Annotated in this window: 15 protein-coding genes and 1 pseudogene; 11 read left to right on the top strand and 5 right to left on the bottom strand. The window is 41.6% G+C overall.

The features are described 5' to 3' along the window. The 4 genes and pseudogenes from IQ230_RS23340 to IQ230_RS23325 form a co-directional block, all read left to right on the top strand. A pseudogene (locus IQ230_RS23340) lies at window positions 1–158 on the top strand (photosystem II protein D2); the annotation flags it as partial. A gap of 25 nt (window positions 159–183) precedes the next feature. Beyond that, window positions 184–1,542: a photosystem II reaction center protein CP43 gene (gene psbC / locus IQ230_RS23335; protein WP_193934615.1), complete on the top strand. Its 1,359-nt coding sequence runs from the start codon at window positions 184–186 to the stop codon at window positions 1,540–1,542. Between the two features lie 210 nt (window positions 1,543–1,752). Next, a complete protein-coding gene (locus IQ230_RS23330) occupies window positions 1,753–1,953 on the top strand; it encodes a PCP reductase family protein (protein WP_407646710.1) in 201 nt (66 codons plus the stop codon). A 226-nt stretch (window positions 1,954–2,179) separates the two neighbouring features. Beyond that, window positions 2,180–3,898 (top strand): polysaccharide deacetylase family protein, encoded by a 1,719-nt coding sequence (locus tag IQ230_RS23325; protein WP_193934613.1) that lies wholly within the window; start codon window positions 2,180–2,182, stop codon window positions 3,896–3,898. Between the two features lie 31 nt (window positions 3,899–3,929). Here the strand turns inward: IQ230_RS23325 and IQ230_RS23320 are convergent, their stop codons facing one another. The 3 genes from IQ230_RS23320 to IQ230_RS23310 all read right to left on the bottom strand — a co-directional run bounded on the left by IQ230_RS23320 (window position 3,930) and on the right by IQ230_RS23310 (window position 9,294). Beyond that, on the bottom strand, window positions 3,930–4,604 hold the full coding sequence (locus IQ230_RS23320; protein WP_193934612.1) for a vWA domain-containing protein: 675 nt from the start codon (window positions 4,602–4,604) through the stop codon (window positions 3,930–3,932). Window positions 4,605–5,290: 686 nt separating this feature from the next. Then, window positions 5,291–6,118, bottom strand: coding sequence for an SWIM zinc finger family protein (locus IQ230_RS23315; protein ID WP_193934611.1), 828 nt, complete (start codon window positions 6,116–6,118; stop codon window positions 5,291–5,293). Further along, window positions 6,115–9,294, bottom strand: coding sequence for a DEAD/DEAH box helicase (locus IQ230_RS23310; protein ID WP_193934610.1), 3,180 nt, complete (start codon window positions 9,292–9,294; stop codon window positions 6,115–6,117). The genes IQ230_RS23315 and IQ230_RS23310 overlap by 4 nt, the downstream gene beginning before the upstream one ends. Before the next feature lie 857 nt (window positions 9,295–10,151). On the opposite strand from IQ230_RS23310, the gene IQ230_RS23305 reads away from it, so the two are divergent. From IQ230_RS23305 to IQ230_RS23290, 4 genes are all read left to right on the top strand, one after another. After that, on the top strand, window positions 10,152–12,311 hold the full coding sequence (locus IQ230_RS23305; protein WP_193934609.1) for a polyribonucleotide nucleotidyltransferase: 2,160 nt from the start codon (window positions 10,152–10,154) through the stop codon (window positions 12,309–12,311). Window positions 12,312–12,658: 347 nt separating this feature from the next. After that, window positions 12,659–13,384: a triose-phosphate isomerase gene (gene tpiA, locus IQ230_RS23300; protein ID WP_193934608.1), complete on the top strand. Its 726-nt coding sequence runs from the start codon at window positions 12,659–12,661 to the stop codon at window positions 13,382–13,384. Between the two features lie 21 nt (window positions 13,385–13,405). Further along, a complete protein-coding gene (gene folP / locus IQ230_RS23295; protein ID WP_193934607.1) occupies window positions 13,406–14,251 on the top strand; it encodes a dihydropteroate synthase in 846 nt (281 codons plus the stop codon). A 186-nt stretch (window positions 14,252–14,437) separates the two neighbouring features. Then, complete coding sequence (locus IQ230_RS23290; protein ID WP_193934606.1) at window positions 14,438–17,581, top strand: FG-GAP repeat protein; 3,144 nt, start codon at window positions 14,438–14,440, stop codon at window positions 17,579–17,581. Between the two features lie 209 nt (window positions 17,582–17,790). Here the strand turns inward: IQ230_RS23290 and IQ230_RS23285 are convergent, their stop codons facing one another. Next, complete coding sequence (locus IQ230_RS23285; protein WP_228055272.1) at window positions 17,791–18,462, bottom strand: ester cyclase; 672 nt, start codon at window positions 18,460–18,462, stop codon at window positions 17,791–17,793. A gap of 357 nt (window positions 18,463–18,819) precedes the next feature. On the opposite strand from IQ230_RS23285, the gene pcrA reads away from it, so the two are divergent. Beyond that, window positions 18,820–21,174: a DNA helicase PcrA gene (gene pcrA / locus IQ230_RS23280; RefSeq protein WP_193934605.1), complete on the top strand. Its 2,355-nt coding sequence runs from the start codon at window positions 18,820–18,822 to the stop codon at window positions 21,172–21,174. A gap of 53 nt (window positions 21,175–21,227) precedes the next feature. On the opposite strand, the gene IQ230_RS23275 is transcribed toward pcrA, so the two are convergent. After that, window positions 21,228–21,458, bottom strand: a complete 231-nt coding sequence (locus IQ230_RS23275) for a DUF433 domain-containing protein (RefSeq protein WP_193934604.1) — start codon at window positions 21,456–21,458, stop codon at window positions 21,228–21,230. Window positions 21,459–21,483: 25 nt separating this feature from the next. On the opposite strand from IQ230_RS23275, the gene truB reads away from it, so the two are divergent. After that, on the top strand, window positions 21,484–22,371 hold the full coding sequence (gene truB, locus IQ230_RS23270) for a tRNA pseudouridine(55) synthase TruB (RefSeq protein WP_193934603.1): 888 nt from the start codon (window positions 21,484–21,486) through the stop codon (window positions 22,369–22,371). Window positions 22,372–22,568: 197 nt separating this feature from the next. Continuing rightward, window positions 22,569–23,678, top strand: a complete 1,110-nt coding sequence (locus IQ230_RS23265) for a tyrosine-type recombinase/integrase (RefSeq protein WP_193934602.1) — start codon at window positions 22,569–22,571, stop codon at window positions 23,676–23,678. The last annotated feature ends 94 nt before the right edge of the window (window positions 23,679–23,772 follow it).

Here is a 23,772-nt window from a genome sequence, read left to right as displayed (position 1 = left end):
AGGAGTTGCGTGCTGCGGAAGACCCTGAGTTCGAGACTTTCTACACCAAAAACATTCTGCTCAATGAAGGTATTCGGGCTTGGATGGCTCCCCAAGACCAGCCTCACGAGCATTTCCAATTCCCTGAGGAGGTACTACCCCGTGGAAACGCCTTATAATGCTTCTTTTAATCGAGATTTAATAATGGGCGGCGGTCGCGACCAAGAATCGACCGGTTTTGCCTGGTGGGCAGGTAATGCTCGTTTAATTAATTTATCTGGTAAGCTGCTGGGCGCTCACGTAGCCCATTCTGGTTTGATTGTCTTCTGGGCTGGAGCAATGACTTTATTTGAAGTCGCGCACTTCATTCCAGAGAAGCCAATGTATGAGCAAGGACTCATTCTGTTGCCTCACCTCGCTGCACAAGGATGGGGTGTAGGTCCAGGTGGTGAGGTCATTAATACATTTCCTTATTTTGTAGTTGGTGTACTTCACCTCATTTCTTCTGCTGTTTTGGGATTCGGTGGTATTTATCATGCCATTCGCGGTCCAGAAACCTTAGAAGAGTATTCGTCTTTCTTCGGTTACGACTGGAAAGACAAAAACAAAATGACCAGCATTATTGGTTTCCACCTCATTATTCTTGGATGTGGCGCTCTGCTGTTGGTCATTAAGGCAATGTTTGTTGGTGGTCTTTATGACACCTGGGCACCTGGCGGTGGTGATGTTCGCGTGATTACGAATCCCACACTGAACCCAGCCGTTATCTTTGGTTACGTACTGAGATCTCCCTTTGGTGGTGAAGGCTCCATTGTCAGCGTCAATAACTTAGAGGATGTTGTTGGCGGACACATTTGGGTTGCCTTACTACTCATTTCTGGTGGTATATTCCACATTTTGACTAAGCCTTTTGCTTGGGCACGTCGTGCTTTTATTTGGTCTGGAGAAGCATACCTGTCCTATAGCTTAGGTGCTTTATCTTTGATGGCGTTTATTGCCACCTGTTTTGTTTGGTTTAACAACACTGTTTATCCTAGCGAATTTTACGGTCCTACAGGTCCAGAAGCATCACAAGCTCAAGCTTTGACCTTCTTGATTCGCGACCAGCGCTTAGGTGCTAACGTCGGTTCTGCTCAAGGTCCTACAGGTTTGGGTAAATACTTGATGCGCTCTCCCACTGGTGAAATCATCTTCGGTGGTGAAACAATGCGTTTCTGGGATGTCCGCGCTCCTTGGCTAGAGCCTTTACGCGGTCCTAACGGTTTAGACCTAGACAAAATCAAGAATGATATTCAGCCTTGGCAAGCTCGCCGTGCTGCTGAGTACATGACACACGCACCTCTCGGTTCAATCAACTCTGTTGGTGGTGTGGCTACGGAGATCAACTCCTTCAACTATGTATCTCCGCGTTCTTGGTTGGCTTCCTTCCACTTTGTGATGTTCTTCTTCTTCTTGGTGGGTCACTTGTGGCACGCTGGTCGTGCAAGAGCAGCAGTAGCTGGTTTTGAAAAAGGTATTAACCGTGAAAATGAACCAGTAATGGCTATGGGCGATCTTGACTAAGCAACAAATTTATAGCTTTGTCAGCGTCAATAAATAGTCAATGATTTTACGGCTCCTGTATCAGTACAGGAGTTTTTTTTGCATACTTTTCATGAGTAACCAAAGAATCTAAGTTAACGAAATGCAAATATTTTTCATACTGAGATATGACACAATTTGACTTAAATAAGTAGGTGTCTTTTGCACATCTTACTTATCAGAGGACATTGAATGTCAGTGACTATTATGAGTGACTTTGAATATATAGAAACTTTGCAATGGACGCCTGAAGCCAAAGCCAAATTAAAAAATATCCCTTTTTTTGCCCGCACTCAAGCCAAAGCACGTATTGAGCAATTAGCGCGTGCCGCAGGGCAAGAAGTTGTCACAATTGAGTTAGTAGAGCAAGCAAGAGTAGAGTTTGGTCAGTAACAGCGATGGCGTTCGCGAAGCGTCTCAAAGAGAAGCGCCGCTGCCTTCGGCAGATCGCCAATTTTTGAGAAAGTCTTAATCAAGAGATGAGAATAATTTAAAGCTCGCTTAGCAATTTTTTAAGACATTGCTATCACATCCTTAACGCCTCATGCGTAGGGTGTAGTTGACGTGTGCAGCGACGAAGGCACTGTGCTTTGAACTGATGCCTATCGTGTAAATCAACATGAAACTATACCAACGGATTCTCCATGTCGCTCTTTGCTGCGGTTTCAGTCAGATTTGTGCGCTTAGTATACCAATACCCGTTGCTGGGCTACCTTCCCTCGTGTCGCCTTGTCATGAAAATTCCAGTGCGATTTCATACACCAACTTGGTACATCCAGCAATACATCTAGCAAGTTGGATACATGAGCCACAAATTTTGCTTTCAAAACTTGTGCAAGATCTCGGACCTCTGCTTGTAGCCTCTTTGAATTCTAGCTCAACACCAAATTTGCACACTAGAGCAAAGCAGGCAAGAGTACCAGTCATGATGTATCACGATATCTTGCCTCAAAAAGAAGTTTTTTTTGATGTAACACCCCAAGAACTTGCTAGTCATCTCGAACTTATTCGAGTCCAAAAGCTTACTCCAATTAGTCTGGCTCAATTAGTAACTCATTTGCGTACAGGAATACCACTACCAGAAAAGCCAATTTTGTTGACATTTGATGATGGGTATGGAGGTCACTATCAGTATGTCTACCCCTTACTCAAGAAATATGGTTATCCTGCTACTTTCTCAATTTATACATCCAATCTTGGTAAAAACACAGGGAGAACGCACGTTAACTGGGAGCAATTACGCCAGATGGCAGCTGATCCGTTAGTGACGATTGCGGCTCATACTGTAACGCATCCTACAGATTTAAGGACTTTACCCCAAGACCAATTGCAATTTGAAATTACTGAGTCGAAACGAATTCTAGAAACTCAATTGGGAATTTCGGTTGATTACTTTGTCTATCCTGCGGGTAAATACGATGTACAAGTAGCAAACTTTGTCGAACAGGCAGGGTATAAAGCAGCCTTAACAATGGATGATGCTGTGGATCGCTTTGCTGGAGAATCTGAGAATCTATTTGCGATCGCCCGCATCGGACAATCACGATTAACAAACGCGATCGCCGCCGCTTGGGGAGGACCTCAACTACCTGCTTGGGGTGTCAAATTTGACTTTAATAGTGTGATCGCTATAAATACAACCACGCTCAACCAAGCCCGACTCATCCTGATTACTGGAGGTCAACCAACTACAATTCACGCCAAAAGCCGCTACCAAGTCCCCCAAATTCTCGCAGATACCCCCGCAGTTGCTGCTGTTGATGGTGGGTTCTTCTCACTCAAATCGCTCGATTCCAATGTCATGATTGGACCTGTATTAAGCCACAACAGTAAATTTGTTCCTGGAAATAATAGCGAAAATCGCAAACTCAACGGACGTCCCCTGGTAGCGATCAATTCTCAAGTTGTCAAGTTTGTTCCTTTTAACTCGCAACAGCACAACACTCTTGCTGGATTGAACACTGCATTACCACGTGTCACTGATGCGTTTGTTGCAGCAGCATGGCTCGTAAAAGACAGTCAACCTCAACCTGCGAGTACGTTTGGTAGTTTATTCGATTTTGACGCAGCCCGCCATCGAGCTTTTTGGGGTATCAATCAAGCAGGACAACCAGCAATCGGTGTGTCCACAACATTGATAGATTCAGTTTCTTTGGGTTTAGCACTCGCTCACGCTGGATTACGTGACGCCGTGATGCTTGACTCTGGGGCAAGTACCTCGCTTGCCTATAAAGGAGAATCTCTTGTCGGCTATAGACCCCGCCCTGTACCTCATGTTGTGGCGCTGGTTCCTCCACAAATAATGACTCAAAACCACTGTAGAGTGAAGAGTGGCTAGTGACTAATAACTCAAATTTGTACTATCAGAATTAAACTGCACCCCAGCCTGGTGGGGGTAGTGCAACTTGATCGTCTGGTTTTGACTGCGAAACTCGTTGCATACTGGCTGATAGCCAGATAAACATTTCCTGAAAGTTTAGTCCTCTTAACTTCAGTGGTGCGCGCACTACAATTTGGCTTAGGCGATCCATGTTAGCCCCCTCCACACCGACAGCAAAAAAAGCTACTCGCTTGCTACTTTCATCATCTCTAATTCGCTGGGCTGCTTGTTCTACAAGGCTTTCTAACTCACCTTGCGGCTCTCCGTCTGTAATCAAAAATACCCACGGACGGTAGTAGGCAATACCATTGTTGCGGTATTCAGTTTTACGAGCTTGAATGAGATCTAGTCCTTGATGGATTGCTGAACCCATGTGTGTTAAACCATGTGCAACAAGTGTTGGTGGCTCAAATTGATCGGCGGTGACAAATTCTTGAACAACTTTTACTTCAAAATTGAATGAAATAATTGCAACCTCAACTCGTTTCTTAGCAAGGCTGTCGCGATTCAACTCATCCCTAAAAACTTTCAATCCTTCGTTTAAAGCTTCTATGGCTTCGCCATGCATTGAACCGGAAGTGTCTAGAAGTAGGACACACGGACATCTTGGTTCTGGATTCTCGGCGAATTCTACAGCGTCTTCAAGTTTCAAAATATCAGACATAGATCTACAACAGCTTAGCTTAGTATGAAAATTCTTTAGTTATTAAAGCTACTACAGCTTGAGACCGTAAGTTTCTTAGATTGGACTATCTTAACCAATACGGTAAAAACTATGTGTTTTCACCAAAGCAGAAATTAACTTGTCTCAAATAACACTTTGCCTACAGTTTTTCGACTTTATCAAAAATCTACAGATAATTCTGAACTTCCTTTAAGTTTTAACTGTTTAGATTAGACAAGATTTTACTAATGTTATCTTAGACGCAGTCACAAGTGAATTGTAGATTTTGTAAGACAGCATTTTTAGCTAGTTTTGGATAAAACAGTATTTACTTTCACTTTGATAGATTAATATTTTCGATAAATAAAGAGTATTGATGCATTTATTTTTATATAACATTAGAATGAATAGAGAATTTTTTATCAAATTAGTTTTTGTAACCTCATATCAAGCTGATAGGAGAAGCTAAGTCATGCGGAAGTGAGCACAACTAGATTTCGGAGTATATTTGTATAAAATTTTGACATACTCGATCCTTGACTTAATTCACAAAACTTAGGTAGTATCCTAAAGTCTACCCAATCTGTCTGAGTTAGCTTAGATAAGATAACCTAAGTATTTTCCAGGAATAACGTAACATTAAGTTAAGAAATACGCAACTCGGACATTCGCTAAAAATAAAATTATCAACTTGCTTCAGTATTCATTGCTACCAGAAAAGCCTGCTGAGCAACCTGCTGGTAGACAACGTTTAAATAATGCATCACTACTTCAGAAGAGTTATCGGCATTTTCGGCAAGATCATTTGACAGAGGAATTGCGCCTAATATTTCTAAGACATCGCTGCTAGTCGATGGAGCAATGACAACTAAGTTCGATTCTAGCGGTTCTCGATAGTGCCAAAACGATGTACCATTGGCGTTTAGTGATGTTTGCGGGGCTGATTGAAGTGAGAGCGGCTCAGGATTTACAACTTGATGTGCACTACGCAATTCGCGCAAAGCATCAATGATTTGGTTTTTAGTGCGTCCTCGTAACTGAAACAAGACAAATGGATCTTCGCTAAAGCGATCGCCCAACTGATAATATACTGCAGCGATATGTTTGCAGGGATTTGCTTTATCAGGACAAGAGCATTTGCTGCGGACTTCAGAAAGCGTAAAGGGAAACAGTGATAACCCATTGAGCGTGAAAACTTCTTCAATGTTAGGTGGCATTTCTCCTGCTAGGAGTTTGGCAGCAAAAATTGCTCGTTGCGACATTGTTTCTATCACATACTGCCATTGCTCATCTGTAAAGGGTTCCAAAAACAGCGAAACTTGATAAGGCTCAACTTCTGTACCTTGTACTCGGGCTGATACCTTTGCCCCTTCAAACTGAATACTTAAAACATTACCCTGACGCGAGTAGTTGCGCGCTCTTTCCAGACGTTTTTTAAAGCGATAAGAATCTAGTAAATCCAGCCAACGTTGCGACCACCATTCGCGGCTAGATTGAAAGCTAAAGTTGGTCATTCTGCATCCTCATCAATCACAGCATTGCGATCTAGAACGAGTAAATTACGTAACTGATTGGTATCTAATTCCGTCAGCCATTGTTCGCCAGCACCGACGACTTGTTCGGCTAAAGCTTTTTTACTTTCAATCATTTCGTGAATTTTTTCTTCTAAAGTGCCACTACAAACAAATTTGTGGACTAACACATTACGAGTTTGACCGATCCGAAAGACGCGATCTGTTGCTTGGTTTTCTACTGCAGGGTTCCACCAGCGATCAAAATGAAAGACATGATTAGCACGAGTTAAGTTTAACCCGACACCACCCGCCTTTAAAGAAAGAATCATAATTGGCGGACCTTGGGGATCGTGCTGAAAGCGATCGATCATTTCCTCGCGCTGTTTTTTGGAAGTACTGCCATAAAGAAAGAAAATTTCACGCTGTAGTTGCTGTTGTAAGTATGGTTGTAGCAGTTTTCCCCACTCAGCAAACTGTGTAAAAATGAGTGCGCGATCGCCTTCTGATAAAGCTTCTTCTAACATCTCCACAAGCCGGAGTAATTTCCCCGACTGGTGAGGTTCAGCAATTTTATTTTGTTTAAGAAACTGTGCCGGATGGTTGCATATTTGTTTTAGTTTAACAAGCAGCCCTAAAATCATTCCCCGACGCTGTAAACCTTCTGCTGCATCAATTTCTGCTAACGAGTTTTCCACAACTTGTTGATACAGCGTAGCTTGTTCAGAGCTAATTCCACAAAACTCAGTAATTTCTTGCTTTTCAGGTAAATCTTGAATAATATCGCGGTCAGTTTTGACACGCCGGAGAATGAAAGGCTGAACCAGCGATCGCAACTGTGTTAACGAATCAACATCGCCATACCTTTCAATTGGCATTGCAAAGCGTCTTTGGAAAAATTGCCGTGCGCCTAAATATCCTGGATTGAGAAAATCTAAAATTGACCACAACTCTTGCAGTCTGTTTTCTACTGGAGTTCCTGTCAGTGCAATCCGAAACGCTGATTCGAGTTGGCGAATGGACTGCGATTGCTTTGCTTCTGGATTTTTAATATTTTGTGCCTCATCAAGCACAATTCCTTGCCAAGTCACACTTTGTAAATCTTTGACGTCGCGGTGAATCAATGCATAACTTGTAATCACTAAATCGTGCTTTCGCACTGCAGCGATAAATGCTTTCCCTTTAGAACGCTTATCTCCGTGGTGCAGCATCACTTTTAACTGTGGACCAAATTTCTTGACTTCGCGCTCCCAGTTACCTAAGACTGAAGTTGGACAAACAAGTAGCGTCGGATTTTCGAGTACCTCTTGCTCTTTCTGATACAGCATAAAGGCAATGAACTGAATCGTCTTACCGAGTCCCATATCGTCGGCGAGACACGCACCTAAATTCCAGCGTTCGAGAAAGGCTAGCCAGCTAAAGCCGCGTACTTGATAAGGACGCAGTTCACCTTGAAAGCTTTTTGGTGTTGGGAGTAGCGCGATCGCCTGATTATTAGTCAGCGCAGACATCAACTCTTGCAACGCCCCAGTTGCTTCAAAATTTACGACTGGCAGCTTTTCAATCACTAAACTGTCACCAGTACTTAAGCGTAAAGCATCTTCCAACGATAGCGATAACTTCTCTTTACGGCTGGCAAAAAAGGTTTGAGCAGTTTTGATATCTTGCGATCGCAGTTCTACCCACTCACCATTAATTTCTACTAATGGACTATTCAATGTCACCAAGCGATCGAATTCAGCTTTCGAGAGTGTTTGTCCTCCAATTGCTAATTCCCACTCAAAATTTAATAGGCTTTGCAAGCCTAGTTCTTTTTGCTTACGCGGTGTCACTGCCCGAATTTTTAATCCCAGGCGATTCGCCCAACCTTCACGTTCTGCTAAACTTGGTGGTAAAATGACACCTAAGCCACTGTCTGTAAATCGTGGTGCAATCGACTTAATGAAGTCATAAGCTTCTAAAGGTGTTAAATGACATGATGTCGGGTACTGCTGTTCTAAACTTGCACCTACAGGACCAAACATCCGAGAAGCTAGCCCTAATCCTTTGAGAAATGTTTCCTGTGGCTCAACAATTGTGCGATCGCTAATTACCCATTCTTCAACAGGGTGACTCCAAATACTTGCCGCATCAACGACAAATTCTGCATCATTAGCAGCTTGTAAACCATATGCTAATGTCCACTCATTAGCTGTTTCGGGTGGATGTAATCTAAAACAAGTCCGAAATGAGCTACGAGCCTGATTGATCTGATACTGAAGTGGTGCCGTCCATGCATTGAGTACAGCTGCTAATCTTTCTAGTTGATTTGGTACTGCTTTGACTTTTTGATCTTGAGTTGTTAACGCCTGTAGCCATTCTCGAAGTGGAGATGGTGCGTTTGGTGGGGTTGTACCCGCTAATATTGCCCGAATTTGAGTATCTATCATGCTATCCAAAAAACTCAGTAGCAATTCCTGCGGCGACGATGGTGATGTGGAGTTTAACTGTTCCTCCTCGCTGCGATAAGCAAGACAAACCTCAGGCATCACTTTGGCAAATTTTTCTAGGCGCGAAGCATCCACTGCACTATCTAAGAGCGATCGCCAGCTAGCCGCAAAAGCATCATCAGACTGGTTTAATGTAGGCAATAATTTACATCGACTGAGGAGATCTAAACTCCAACGCGCAACGTGTGACCAAAAACGTAAATCTCCACCTAAATACTCATCTTCTTGATGAGCAGTACCTAATGGTAGTGAAGTGAGAAATTGAAATGCTGCTAAAGGTTCTAAATATAAACCTTGTACCCGCCAAGGCTTTAGTGAGTAGTTGGATTCTAGCGAAAATGCTGCTGAATGAATTGGATATGCACTTCCTTCTTGCTTATCAGAATAAGTTGGTAATAGGACACACGGCGATCGCTCGATCTCTACAACGCTGTTAGCTTGACTATTCTTGCGCTTGCGGTTACGTCCAGATGACACAACTGCTGTATCTTCTAGTAACGTTTTCAACAAGTTACGTGACACTTGTGGTAATAAATCAGATTTACGCAGCCACTCATCTAATTCTGCAGGTGTCATGACTAAAGGATGATCGTCTAACGATGCCTCAATGCCACCCAAAGAACGCCAAGTTTCTCCCCAAACGAATAAACAGTTTTTTTCTGCTAACCAGTTACCGTGTAAAATTGTCATCTACCAACTACTCGAACTTACATGAAATCTATACAATCGCTCTTGTTTTTATAAATTATAAAATTAATATTGTGTTTGTTATCTATGCTTGAAAATAAATTTGTTTTTCTTTTGTTCTGTATGACATTTCATTATTTCTAGAACATCTTATTTTTTTTAGTTCTAGAAGTTTTATTTTTATTGAAACTCTCTAAATATTTATTATCAAGAAAGCATCTAGAATATTATTAAAAATAACTCTAATTCCATATAAAATCTAAAGTTTATTTGTAGTAAAATTTGAAGATTCAATTAAGGTCTATTTCAAAAATGTGTTACTATTATTATGACTGTATAGGCACAGTGTTTTTTGATATTGAATTCACTTTCTGATGCATATAGCTATTGGATTTGGATCTTATCTTAGATTTATTGTACAACTAAAATGGCAACAGCAGGCTACACGTAGATTGAAATGAGTAATATTATTGCAGGTTAATGAACACTGAAACTATGCCACAGTAGTGTTCAATTTTGATATAACGCAAAACGTAACTATCTGGAAGTTGAGGGAATGGTGAAAAATTAGAGCTATTGAACGTATTTTTGCTGCTAGGTTACTTAGTGAACCAGGCGTTGAATGTATTTATAGTGCATCGTAAGTTACTGAAAATATTTACACCAAGCATTAGTAGCAAAGCTTACTCTAATACATATTTCTTTTCTCTTTATAGTGACATATACACATACCGAAAACTTTATCAGCTAAGCTTTTGACTCTAGTCTCTATTTTGCCATTCGCTGTAGGGCAGTAGCAGGGCTATAAATGCTAGGATTGCCACAGAAAAAGAAAGTGATAAAGAAGGACAAAAAACTTAATGGTAGAGATTGATAGGTCAATATCCTTTGACGGAAGGGATATTAGATTGACCGTAGGTCTACTAGCGCCCCAAGCTGGTGGGTCAGTATTAATGCAATCTGGGGATACTGCTGTGTTAGTAACAGCTACCCGCTCTGCCGCAAGAGAAGGCATTGATTTTCTGCCACTGACGGTAGACTACGAAGAAAGACTGTATTCCGTTGGTCGAATTCCAGGTGGTTTTCTCCGGCGCGAGGGACGTCCACCAGAAAAAGCAATTCTTACTAGCCGTTTAATTGACCGTCCCCTACGCCCTTTATTTCCACAGTGGTTGCGAGATGACTTGCAGATCGTTGCAACAACTTTGTCGATGGACGAGTTAGTACCACCGGATGTATTAGCTGTAACCGGTGCATCCCTTGCTGTCTTGTTGGCACAAATTCCATTTGATGGTCCAATGGCAGCAGTGAGGGTTGGTTTAGTGGGAGATGACTTTATTATCAATCCCACCTATGCAGAAGTTGAAGCGGGAGATTTAGATTTAGTTGTCGCAGGTTCACCAGCAGGCGTGATTATGGTGGAAGCTGGAGCGAATCAATTGCCAGAACAAGACATTATTGAAGCAATTGATTTTGGTTACGAAGCTGTACAAGATCTTATTCAAGCGCAAAAAGATCTCATGGCAGAAATGGGTCTGGAAACAATACACGAAGAGCCACCAGTAGAAGTAGAACCGACCTTAGCCGAGTTTATTCGCGATCGCGCTCAAGAATCTGTCAAACAAATTTTGTCGCAATTTGACCTTGATAAAAATAGCCGCGATACGGCGTTAGATGGAGTTAAAGAAGAAATCGTCGCGGCGATCGCTGAACTACCAGAAGAAGACCCTATTCGCGTTACAGCAAGCACAAATTCTAAAGTAGTAGGTAATACGTTTAAAGATTTGACCAAAAAACTCATGCGCCGTCAAATCGTTGAAGATAGTGTGCGTGTTGATGGTCGTAAGCTCGACGAAGTTCGCCCAGTTTCCTGTCGTGTAGGTGTTCTCCCAAAACGCGTTCACGGTAGTGGCTTATTCAATCGCGGACTAACACAAGTACTATCTGCTTGTACGTTAGGTACGCCAGGAGATGCACAAAACCTCTCTGACGATCTCCAGCAAGATTTAGAAAAGCGGTATATCCATCATTACAACTTCCCACCATTCTCGGTAGGAGAAACCAAGCCACTGCGCGCTCCAGGGCGTCGAGAAATTGGTCATGGAGCATTAGCCGAACGCGCCCTAATTCCAGTATTACCACCCAAAAATGAATTTCCCTACGTCATTCGTGTCGTGTCAGAAATCCTCTCTTCCAACGGTTCTACCTCAATGGGTTCCGTTTGTGGTTCTACAATTGCGTTGATGGATGCGGGAGTACCCATTCTTAAACCTGTCAGCGGTGCGGCAATGGGTTTGATTAAAGAAGGCGACGAAGTGCGCGTTCTGACTGATATCCAAGGCATTGAAGACTTTCTGGGTGACATGGACTTTAAAGTTGCTGGAACCGATAGCGGCATCACAGCCTTGCAAATGGATATGAAAATCTCTGGTTTGCCTTTAAAAGTCATTGAGCAGGCAATAAAACAAGCCCTACCAGCGCGGTTACATATTTTAGAAAAAATGATGCAAGCAATTGAGCAACCGCGCATTGAAATGTCGCCCTTTGCTCCCCGATTACTCACAATCAAAATCGATCCAGAAATGATCGGTCTTTTAATTGGACCTGGTGGCAAGACAATTAAGGGGATTACAGAAGAAACTGGAGCTAAAATCGATATCGAAGATGATGGCACTGTCACAATCTCTGCAATCGACGAGAGCAAAGCCAAACGAGCAAAAAATATTGTTCAAGGCATGACTCGCAAGCTGAATGAAGGTGATGTCTACGCTGGTAAAGTCACGCGCATCATTCCAATAGGCGCTTTTGTTGAATTCTTGCCTGGTAAAGAAGGTATGATTCACATTTCTCAGTTGGCTGACTACCGTGTAGGCAGAGTCGAGGATGAGGTTGCCGTAGGTGACGAAGTGATTGTCAAAGTTAGAGAGTTAGACAGCAAAGGTCGGATTAACCTGACACGCTTAGGGATTCATCCCGATCAAGCTGCAGCAGCTCGTGAAGCGGCAACCACAAATCAATAAACCTGCTGCATGATATCCTCAAGCCCACAGACTGAAGTCTGGGGCTAGACAAACAAAGTTTGACAGCGCACACTGCATGAGTAGTTTTAGCGATTAGATCGCGGAGGTGGTCTTGGTCTGATTAGCTACGACTTCAGTTGCTCAGCGATTCATGTAAGAAGTCTCATAATTCACGCTTGAATTGATAATTTTCGGGGCGATGCTAGAAATTGAAGGCTTCGCCCTGTATACATCTTGTCTATCTCCTCTTCCAGAATCAGCAAGCTTGCGTGTGAAATTGTTCCCTTAAAGCTTTAAACTGTTTTTACATTTCATTGTGTTTTAGATTTGTATTCATTGAGTCACCTGTGCGAAAAATAGTTATTGCCGGTAATTGGAAAATGTTTAAAACCCAGGCTGAATCCCTGGAGTTTTTGCAAGGATTTATGCCTACTTTAGAGCAAACACCAGAAGCGCTAGAAGTTGTACTTTGCGCTCCGTTTACTGCACTGTCGTTAATTTCTAAGAATCTCCACGGCAGCCGCGTGCAATTAGGGGCACAAAATGTCCATTGGGAAGATCAAGGAGCTTATACAGGTGAGATTGCGGCTCCTATGCTGACAGAAATTGGAGTACGCTACGTTATTGTTGGTCACAGCGAACGGCGGCAATTTTTCGGTGAGACGGATGAAACAGTCAACAAAAGACTCAAAGCAGCTCAAGATCATGGTTTAACTCCTATTTTGTGCGTGGGAGAAACTAAGCAACAACGCGATGCTGGTGAAACTGAAGCACTCATTGCGATGCAGTTAGAAAAAGATCTTGTCGGGGTCGATCAGCAGAACCTTGTCATTGCTTATGAACCTGTTTGGGCAATTGGAACTGGTGATACTTGTGAAGCATCTGAAGCAAACCGTGTAATTGGTTTAATTCGTAGCCAGTTAAGTTATCCTGATGTGCCAATTCAATACGGTGGCTCAGTTAAGCCCAGCAATATTGATGAAATTATGGCACAGTCGGAAATTGATGGTGCTTTGGTTGGAGGAGCAAGCTTAGAACCAGGAAGTTTTGCTCGAATTGTCAATTATCAGTAGCGGCAACTTGGACATAACTCGATGGCAAGCTCAATGCCAATATGGTCAGGACACTCATTTGAATGGGGTAAGCGCACATACCTAATGGGAGTGTTGAATGTCACGCCAGACAGCTTTAGTGATGGTGGTGAGTTCAATACCCCAACAACTGCATTAGCTCAAGCACAACGTTTAGTAGCAGCTGGTGCGGATATGCTTGATATTGGCGGACAATCAACGCGTCCAGGTGCAGTAGAAATTTCACTAGCAGAAGAACTAGAGCGCGTCTTATCTGTATTACAAGTCCTGCGTCCAGAAATATCTGTACCAATTTCTGTTGATACAACGCGAGCATCTGTCGCCAAAGCTGCAGTTACTGCTGGTGCAGATATCATTAATGACATTTCTGGGGGAACGTTTGATGCGAATATGTTGCCAGCCGTGGCTGAGCTTGGTGTACCTATCGTATTAATGCATATTCGCGGTACACCACAAACAATGCAACAACATACAGAATATAAGGATTTAATTGAGGAGATATATGAGTTTTTAGCAAGTAGGATTAGTGCAGCGATCGCATCTGGAATCTCTCAAAATTGCATCATTATTGATCCTGGTATTGGCTTTGCTAAAAAATACAACCAAAGTATCGAAATCATTCGTAAATTATCCAAATTTCGCGCACTCAATTGTCCCATTTTAGTGGGACCATCGCGGAAAAGTTTTATCGGACATATCTTAAATCAGCCAGAACCCAAAGCACGAGTTTGGGGAACCGCAGCCGCGTGTTGTGCGGCGATCGCTAATGGTGCAGATATCCTCCGAGTTCATGATGTACAAGAAATGTACGACGTCTGCCGTGTTGCGGATGTTCTGTGGAGAACTTGAGTAAAAATTAGCGCAGTCTGCTGGTAACTTTCATAAAAACTTCATCATTTTTGCCATATGTTTAACTCTACTCTCAAAGCACAAACATATAGTGCTCGCTAGAGGATGGCAAGAAAGGCATTACTCTCTGATAATTCTCTGCTAAAGCTGATATGTTTACTTACATAAAGCAGTGGTGAGATAACTATGGCAATTATTAGAGGAACTATCGGTAACGACACACTAATAGGTACTTTAGCCGTAGATTCAATTTTTGGTTATGCAGGAAAAGATAGCTTGCTTGGATTAGAAGGTAATGACACACTTAATGGCGGTTTTGGAAACGATACACTTAATGGTGAATTAGGTATTGATATTCTCAACGGTGGTGCGGGGGATGATACCTATATTATTGATAGTACAAACGACACAATTAACGAAACTTTTAATTCAGGCATTGATACTGTCCGCGCTGCACGCAACTATATTTTAGGTCGTAACCTTGAAAACCTGAGACTCACAAATAGAGCAGTTGAAGGCATTGGCAATAATCTCAACAACGATATGATTGGGAACGAAATTGACAATATCCTGCGTGGTGGTGCAGGAAATGATACACTCAACGGCGAAGATGGTAACGACACGCTTTACGGTGGTGCAGGGAATGATTTATTGATAGGTGCGGTTTCCTACGCTACTATTTTTGGCAATCAAGGCATAGATGTTTTATACGGTGGGGATAATGATGATACTTACTACATTAGTAGTGAAGATATTATTATTGAAGCTGCAAACGCGGGCATAGATAAAGTTATTACACTTGAAACATATGCTTTAGGTGATAACTTAGAAAATCTAGAATTATCGGAACCTTTATTGAGACTAGGTACTAGAGGTATTGATGGTACTGGTAACAGTTTCAATAACATAATCGACGGTGATGTGTATGATAACCGTCTAGAAGGTCGAGCAGGGAGTGATTTACTCAATGGTGGTGCTGGCAATGACACCTTAGTTGGTACGGCTAATGGAGTAGGAGAAAAGGATGTCCTAACAGGCGGATTGGGTAGGGACACATTCTTGCTGGGTAATGCAAGTCACGTATTCTACGACGATCGCAACCCTTCTACTCCTGGTCTTAACGATTATGCCCTCATTACCGACTTTAATCCGAATAACGAAATTATTCGTCTAAACGGCAAACCTACCGACTATGTTTTAGCCGCATCACCGCAGGGTATGCCTACAGGAATAGCGCTATATCGTAGCGATGGCAAATCTAATGAACTGATCGCCATCATTCAAGGTAACTTCTCAAAACTCAATCTCAACGCTGGTTATTTCCGATACTCTAGTTTTGTTGATGTCATTGATGTATCTGAATTAAACGGTAGCAATGGCTTCACTATTAGAGGACTTGAGGATTACGATCGCCTAGGCTTTTCTGTCAGTAGTGCAGGAGATATTAACGGTGATGACTTTGCAGATATAGTAATTGGGGCTATTAGCGGTTATCCATTTTATACGAGAAATTCAAAAAGCTATGTGGTGTTTGGCAAAGCTGAAGGTTGGAATGCAAGCTTTGACTTAACCAAACTCAATGGCAGCAACGGCTTTAAAATTCCGGAAATTAATTCATCTCAATACTTAGGTTTTTCTGTCAGCAGTGCAGGAGATATCAACGGTGATGGTTTTAGCGACTTGATTGTGAGCGATCCTGACACTGATCCTAATGGTCAAACCGAGGCGGGAGAAAGCTATGTGGTATTTGGTAAAGCAAGTGGCTGGAGTCCCAATTTTGACTTGACTAAACTTAACGGTAGTAATGGTTTTACTATCAAGGGAATCAATCCATATAACCGCTTAGGTTTTTCTGTCAGCAGTGCCGGAGATATTAACGGCGATGGGTTTAGCGATTTGATTGTGGGTTCAGGTGAGGATGCAACAAAAACCTATGTCGTGTTTGGCAAAGCAAGTGGTTGGCATGCCAATATGAATGTCGCTAATCTCAATGGGCGCAATGGCTTTACTCTTACAGTAAATGATGCATTTAATTTCTTTGGTAGCTCTGTCAGCGGTGCTGGCGATGTCAATGCTGATGGATTCGCCGACATAATTGTCGGTTCTCCCTTTGCTGGTCAGAATCAGACTGGAGAAAGCTACGTCGTGTTTGGCAAAGCCAGCGGTTGGAATGCTAATGTTAATGTTGCCCATCTCAATGGTAACAATGGCTTTACCCTCAAAGGAATTGATAATAGCCGTTTTGGTATTTCAGTAAGTAACGCAGGTGATGTCAATGGTGATGGATTCACTGACTTGATTGTCGGTGCTTCTTTTGCTAGCCCCAATGGTAAAACTGAAGCTGGAGAAAGCTACGTCGTGTTTGGCAAAGCAGGTGGTTTTGCAGCACAAATTGATGTAGCTAATCTTGATGGTAGTAATGGGTTTGCGATCGCAGGCATTAATCCCAGCGATCTCTCAGGTGTTTCTGTGGGTAGTGCAGGAGATATCAATGGTGATGGCTTTGACGATTTGCTAGTGCGAGCTTCTTATCTTGGCGATTACTATAGCCCAAATAAGATTGATGATACCTATGTGATATTTGGCACTCAAAGCTTCAGTCCACGGCTGAATTTATCGGCACTTAACGGTCGCAATGGCTTTGTTATCAAGGGAGAGGCTAACGGTTTATACGAGGGTGGTAACGAGTTAGTCCGCGCGGCAGGAGACATCAATGGTGATGGCTTTGCAGATATCATCACGAGTACTCCTAGAGGTGGTGGTGCTGAAAATGGCAGAAGTTACATTGTTTTTGGTAAAGACTTTAGCCACAAAGTGACCAAGAATGGTACTGCGGGTAATGACGTCCTCACTGGTACTGTGGGCGATGATAACTTAATTGGTGGCAGGGGAAATGACACGCTGCGGGGTGGTTTAGGTCGCGATGTGCTTTATGGGGGTGCAGGCGATGATATTCTGAGCTTTGGTAAAAATGACCGTCGTTTAGACGGTGGTAGCGGTACGGATACTTTAGCAGTATTTACTGCAGGGGTAACGATAGATTTAACAACAACTACTAGTAGCCAACTGCGGGGTTTTGAAATAATTGATCTGACAGGAACAGGTAATAATAGTCTGAAACTAACACGCCTTGACTTACTTAACTTATCGGATACTAGCAATCAACTCATCGTTAAAGGAAACGCAGGCGATCGCGTCACTTTTACGGGGGAAGGATGGTTATTTGGCGGTCAAACTACATTCACATTCAATGAAACACAATATGACCGCCACACAAGTGGAGAAGCAACGCTGTTAATAGATACGAATATTACTCAAACAATTAACTAATTCCAAAAAAGCATTTTCAGGCACTCCCCTGTCTTGATATGCCAAAGCTTAATTGTCTCATCATTGCTGCTAGTAGCTAGGATCTTGCTATCTAGACTGATGGCGATTGACCACAGCTAAATTCGTTGATTGATCAACAATCGCTACTAGAGTTGAATCTGAGTGAATAATCTCTCAATCAGGCTATTTTTTTGTGTAAACCTTTATGCTTACTGATGAAAAGGACAGCCGTTAGCGATCGCTTTTTCACCAGATGTCAATTTCCCTAAGAAAGAATTGGTATCAAAATAATGTTCTAATGATTCAATTTTTAAATCATCAGTCACCCGTGCCACACTAATACCAACAACTTCGACAATTTCTCCGGTTGGTTGATGTTCTTTATATGCACCATTAAAAGTTCCCCAATGACGCCATTTAAAAGTAACATTGGGTGGTCCTGCTAGTACCTCAATCACTTCCCATAAAAAACCATTAGGAAATGCTTCATGAAAGATTCTTCCTGACGATTCAAAATCTTCAGCTTTCGCGCTGTAGCGATCCGATTCTCCTAAAAATAAGTTGTAAGTTCCAGCAGCGACGATGTCCTCGGCAGTATATTCTGGTTCAGTATTTGTCCGCATCCGAAACTTATCAGCGACAACTGATAACCACTGTTGGGGATTCGTTTTGAAGGAGGCTTCCATTTCAAAAGTTCTCACTAAGTTTTGGACAATCGCTTCTAAAGAACCTTCGATATGATTGTATTGACTTTGTTGTTTGAGTGTTGCATTGTTACGCGAATAATCTGGTGGTGTTCCATAACGCCACTCAACATTACTTTCTTCAGTAATCACTGTATCTCTATCTTGAACCCACAAAGGTGTATCTGATGTTCCCATAATCGTTATTAGTTATGCTAGATGAAATGTTTTAATGTGATAGAGCCTATCAAACTGTAGATAGTGAATGAATGCGAAATCTACTGAAAAACTCAATTGATTATTTTATGTTTGGAGATAATAACAGTAATACTACTGAACTCCAGCGGGCTTAATGTTTGCTAAAGATTTACAACTTAGATTTTCAATTTGGAAAGCAGCAATATTAGGTGATACAAATTCTGTAGCAGCAAATTGTAATGAGAGCGCGGCAATGCTTCAATTAGGAAGCTACAAAGATATCATAAGTTTTGTAGTATAGGTCAGGCAGGATATATCTTTTACAGCCTTAAGCGCGATATCGCACTTCTTACACTCATGACAACAACCATTGACTTTCTCAGTCACCTCAATCCTAGTCAACGCCAAGCTGTAGAACATTTCTGCGGTCCCATGTTAGTCGTTGCTGGCGCAGGTTCTGGTAAAACGCGGGCACTAACCTACCGAATTGCCAATCTCATTTTGAAGCACCGCGTCGATCCTGAAAATATTTTGGCTGTTACCTTCACGAATAAAGCAGCGCGGGAGATGAAAGAACGCATCCAGAAGCTGTTTGCAGAACAAATTGCACTTCAAGACTACGGAAAACCCTTAGAAGCGTTAGCACCGCACGAACAGACAAGTCTGCGATCGCGCGTATACAAAACCATTATCAAAGATTTGTGGATTGGTACTTTCCACAGCTTATTTTCCCGTATTCTGCGATTCGATATCGAAAAATATCAAGACGAACAAGGACGGCGCTGGAATCGTAATTTTTCAATTTTTGATGAATCAGATGCTCAAAGCCTTGTCAAGCAAATAGTCATCAAACAACTCAATTTAGATGACAAAAAATTTGAGCCGCGATCAGTACGCTACGCAATCAGTAATGCAAAAAATCAAGGATTAACAACGCAAGAATTTGAACGCCAACAACCCAATTATCGCGGGCGCGTAATTGCTGAAGTTTACAGTCAATACCAAAGCGCTTTAGCCGAAAACAATGCTTTAGATTTTGATGATTTAATTCTGGTTCCCGTACAACTATTTCAACAAAACGAACAAGTTCTAGGTTATTGGCATCGTAAATTTCAACATATATTAGTTGATGAGTACCAAGATACCAACCGGACTCAATATGACTTAATTCGGTTACTTGTTACCAATGGAGAAACCAATAAACACAACTGGGATTGGCGCAATCGCTCAGTGTTTGTAGTTGGTGATGCGGATCAATCGATTTATAGTTTCCGCATGGCAGATTTCACAATTTTACTAGAATTTCAGTCTGACTTCGGTGATGGATTGCCTGATGCTGATACTCGTACAATGGTGAAGCTAGAAGAAAACTATCGCTCTAGAGAAAATATTCTCCAAGCTGCCAACGAACTGATCGAAAATAACACTCAACGCATCGATAAAGTTCTCAAACCTACTCGTGAAGTTGGCGAACAAATTTATTTATATAAAGCTGATGATGAAATTGCAGAATCGCAGTTTGTAATCAATCAAATTCGGAATTTAGAACGCCGTTATTCTGATTTTAATTGGGGTAGTTTTGCAATTCTCTACCGGACTAACGCACAATCTCGACCATTTGAAGATACTTTAGTACGCTGGGGTATTCCTTACACAATTGTTGGTGGATTGAAGTTTTACGATCGCAAAGAAATTAAAGATATTCTGGCTTATCTACGTGTAATTGTTAATCCTGCAGATACGGTAAGTTTACTGCGTGTCATTAATACACCGCGACGTGGTGTTGGTAAAGCCACAATTGATGCTTTGGTAAGTGCAGCACAAGAGTTAAGCATTCCTGTATGGGAAATTATTAACGATGAAACATCAGCAGGGACTTTAGCAGGGCGATCGGTGAAAGGTGTAACTAGTTTTGCACAGTTAATCAGCCGCTGGCAAGAACAGGTAGATATCACTCCTGCGTCAGTAATTGTGCAAGCAATTATGGAAGAATCAGGTTATATTCAAGACTTAAAAAATCAAGGTACAGATGAAAGTTTAGACCGGTTACAAAACTTGCAGGAACTTTATAATGCTGTCGTCCAATTTGAAGAAGAAAGTGAAGATACTTCTTTAGAAGCTTTTTTAGCTAGCACTGCATTAAATTCTGATTTAGATAATTTAAAAGAAGGACAAAAAGCTGTTTCCTTACTAACATTACACGCAGCTAAAGGGTTAGAGTTTCCTGTCGTTTTCTTAGTAGGGATGGAACAAGGATTATTACCTAATTTCCGTTCCTTAGACGATCCTGATGCTTTAGAAGAAGAACGGCGTTTGTGTTATGTCGGAATTACTCGCGCGCAAGAACTATTGCATCTTTCTCATGCACGGGAACGCCGTCTTTATGGTTCGCGCGAACCGGCGATTCGTTCGCAGTTTTTAACAGAGTTACCCGAAGAATTACTTGCAGATCAACAGCCTGTGAGTCAGAGTTATACAAAACCACCGAGTATTGCTTCGCGAAGTAGAGAAGTAGCAGCAACTCCTGTAAACACAAGTCCACAAAGTTGGCAAGTCGGCGATCGCGTACTACACAAAACGTTTGGAGTTGGTGAAATCACCCATGTTTTCGGTTCTGGAAACAAAGTATCTGTCGCGATTAAATTCCCCACTCTCGGTCAAAAAATCATCGATCCTCGCATTGCGCAATTGCAACGAGTAAATGAGGAATAACTACATTTTCACTAGTTACCCTGTAAAGTTGGGATTTATCCATGCGAGAAGTCTTACTGAACAATGAGTGGTATATCGACTTCCTCTACACGCCAAGCTGCATATGTCAAAGCTTCACGTAAATCTTCTTCCTCTAAGTAAGGATAAGCTTCTAAAATTTCTTCTGTAGAATGTCCTGATGCTATCAACCCAATCAGCATTCCTACAGTTACACGCAAGCCTCGAATACAAGGTTTGCCTCCCATCACGCCAGGATTGAATGTAATTCTTGTTAAATGTTTCATAGCGTCTTAATTTTATTCGTAGATTGTGCAAGGTTTTCTTAATTTAAACAAGCCCGCTGGATTCACTTCCCACGACTGTGTAGCGCGAGTACGGCGACTATTACAGATGAAGCGTGTAGGACATGGCGGAACTTTAGATCCTGCGGCTACAGGTGTTTTACCGATCGCTTTAGGAAAAGCGACTCGCTTGTTGCAGTTTTTACAGTCAGATAAAGCCTACAAAGCAACAATTCAATTAGGAATCACGACAACAACAGACGATCTCGAAGGGGAAGTCACTACCTCACAGCCAGTATCCGATTTAAGCCTAGAACAAGTCGCAACCGCACTCAAACAATTTCAAGGCAAAATTGACCAAATACCGCCGCGTTATAGTGCAATTCAAGTCAAAGGAAAACGTTTATACGATCTTGCACGCGCGGGGAAAAACATTGAAATTCCTGTACGGAGTGTAGAAGTCTTCCAAATTGAAATTTTAGACTGGCGATCTGGAGATTTTCCTGAAATTGATGTGGCAATTGCTTGTGGTACAGGAACATATATTCGCGCGATCGCCCGCGATTTGGGTAGAGTCTTACAAACTGGTGGAACTTTAGCGAAACTCATTCGTACGCAAAGCAGTGGCTTTGACATTGCAGATAGCTTAACGTTTGAGCAATTAGAATCTCAAATTCAACAAGGTAGTTTTCAACCAATTCCACCGACACAAGCTTTACAGCATCTTAATTCTGTCATCTTACCAACCGCGATCGCCCAAAAATGGTGTCAAGGTCAAAAGATTCTTTATGATGTTACCGATTTACCGTTAAATTTACCCTTGCAGATTTATGAGGAAGGCGATCGCTTCTTGGGTATTGGTTACATAACTTCAATAAATACTGAAGAAAAGCTAATTCCACAAATTGTCTTTTAAACGGAGAGGGAGGGATTCGAACCCTCGTTGAAGTTACCCCCAAACAGCATTTCCAGTGCTGCTTGTTAGTTTTCTATAGCCTATGTATATCAACATTTTGCGGCATTCTACGATAAATATTTGAACTACTTCAACCAATTATTCAACCATTCATGCTAATCTAAGTGCTATCACTTCAACCATTTAGAGCAAACCGTATGGTAGCAACGAAACCAGATTTTAAGCATTTAAGCGTTATGGTCATGAGAACCAAGTACGGAGAGATGTATCAATTACGCTTAAATAGCAAGCTTGGGCGAAAAACTATAGGACTGGGTAGCGATAAGATTCAAGCATTAAATCTAGCCTTACTAGTCGATGAAGAGATATCACAGTGTATTGCCAAGCTACAGCCAGTAGACTTAAACGCTCTTAAGCAATTAGTGCATGAGAAACAGGAGGAAATTAAGGCAAAAAAAATCGGTGGTTTAAGATTAGTAGAAAAAGATGATTTACAAATTCTTTGGAATAAGTATGTAGCTTTTCACATTAGTACTGGCGCTTGGACAGAAACTTATATACTCACTACGATCAAAACCGTTACTAGCTTGATAGAAAAATGCCCAATTCAAAAGCTAGAATGTAAAAGTGATTTAGTACAGTGGATTTTTAGCGATTTAAGTCGGACTACTCAAACTAGTAAAGAGAGATTTAAATTAATAGTCGCTGCTATTGATTGGAATAGCAAACAAGGCAATATTCCCAGACATTGGGGAATAGAGTACCGAGATCTCCTATCAACCATTAAAAATAAATCACGCGATAAATCAGAAGATGAAGGAATTGATATTTTTAGTGTTTCTGAAGTTTATCAAATTCTAGAAGCTTTAAAATTAAATACTTACTCTAGATTTAAAAATACTCACTCTCAGTATTATAAATATGTATATTTTTGTTGGCTAACAGGATGTCGTCCGTCTGAAGCAGTCGCGTTAAAATGGGAAAATATTGATTTAGTTAGAAATAAGTTGAAATTTGTTGAAGGTCAAATAAATGCATCTGGGAAAATAGTAAAAAAGCAGGGTACTAAAACAGAAGCTTGCAGGGTATTTCCTATAAATGATGAATTAAAAAGTTTATTGACTTCTATACCCCATAGAAAAAGCTACGTATTTTTAGGAAAATTGGGCAATCCTATAAGTCAACAAGCGTTAAACGGAGTATGGCGATCGCTACTTACAAGTATGGGCATTAGATATAGAGTTCCTTATCAATTGCGTCATACTATGATTAGTTACAGCCTATTGCAGTTTTATGAGGCACAGTAGCAACAGTGAGTAAACCAGTTTTTCAAATGCACGGGATTAATTAAATCGAGTGCAGTGGCAATGAGAAGATCAACCCTGAATGCAGTAGTTGGGG

This window comes from Gloeocapsopsis crepidinum LEGE 06123 (assembly GCF_015207655.1).
In the GTDB taxonomy this organism is placed as follows: domain Bacteria; phylum Cyanobacteriota; class Cyanobacteriia; order Cyanobacteriales; family Chroococcidiopsidaceae; genus Gloeocapsopsis; species Gloeocapsopsis crepidinum.
Note: the sequence above shows the minus strand (reverse complement) of the source record. Positions and strands in the feature narration are given on the sequence as shown.

Excerpts from the sequence above, each read along its gene's own strand:
- IQ230_RS23265 (WP_193934602.1), top strand. The coding sequence starts at position 22,569 with ATGGTAGCAACGAAACCAGATTTTAAGCATTTAAGCGTTATGGTCATG.
- pcrA (WP_193934605.1), top strand. The coding sequence starts at position 18,820 with ATGACAACAACCATTGACTTTCTCAGTCACCTCAATCCTAGTCAACGC.
- folP (WP_193934607.1), top strand. The coding sequence starts at position 13,406 with ATGGCAAGCTCAATGCCAATATGGTCAGGACACTCATTTGAATGGGGT.
- IQ230_RS23310 (WP_193934610.1), bottom strand. The coding sequence starts at position 9,294 with ATGACAATTTTACACGGTAACTGGTTAGCAGAAAAAAACTGTTTATTC.
- IQ230_RS23325 (WP_193934613.1), top strand. The coding sequence starts at position 2,180 with ATGAAACTATACCAACGGATTCTCCATGTCGCTCTTTGCTGCGGTTTC.
- IQ230_RS23285 (WP_228055272.1), bottom strand. The coding sequence starts at position 18,462 with ATGGGAACATCAGATACACCTTTGTGGGTTCAAGATAGAGATACAGTG.
- psbC (WP_193934615.1), top strand. The coding sequence starts at position 184 with ATGGGCGGCGGTCGCGACCAAGAATCGACCGGTTTTGCCTGGTGGGCA.
- IQ230_RS23315 (WP_193934611.1), bottom strand. The coding sequence starts at position 6,118 with ATGACCAACTTTAGCTTTCAATCTAGCCGCGAATGGTGGTCGCAACGT.
- IQ230_RS23330 (WP_407646710.1), top strand. The coding sequence starts at position 1,753 with ATGTCAGTGACTATTATGAGTGACTTTGAATATATAGAAACTTTGCAA.
- IQ230_RS23275 (WP_193934604.1), bottom strand. The coding sequence starts at position 21,458 with ATGAAACATTTAACAAGAATTACATTCAATCCTGGCGTGATGGGAGGC.
- IQ230_RS23305 (WP_193934609.1), top strand. The coding sequence starts at position 10,152 with ATGGTAGAGATTGATAGGTCAATATCCTTTGACGGAAGGGATATTAGA.
- IQ230_RS23290 (WP_193934606.1), top strand. The coding sequence starts at position 14,438 with ATGGCAATTATTAGAGGAACTATCGGTAACGACACACTAATAGGTACT.
- IQ230_RS23320 (WP_193934612.1), bottom strand. The coding sequence starts at position 4,604 with ATGTCTGATATTTTGAAACTTGAAGACGCTGTAGAATTCGCCGAGAAT.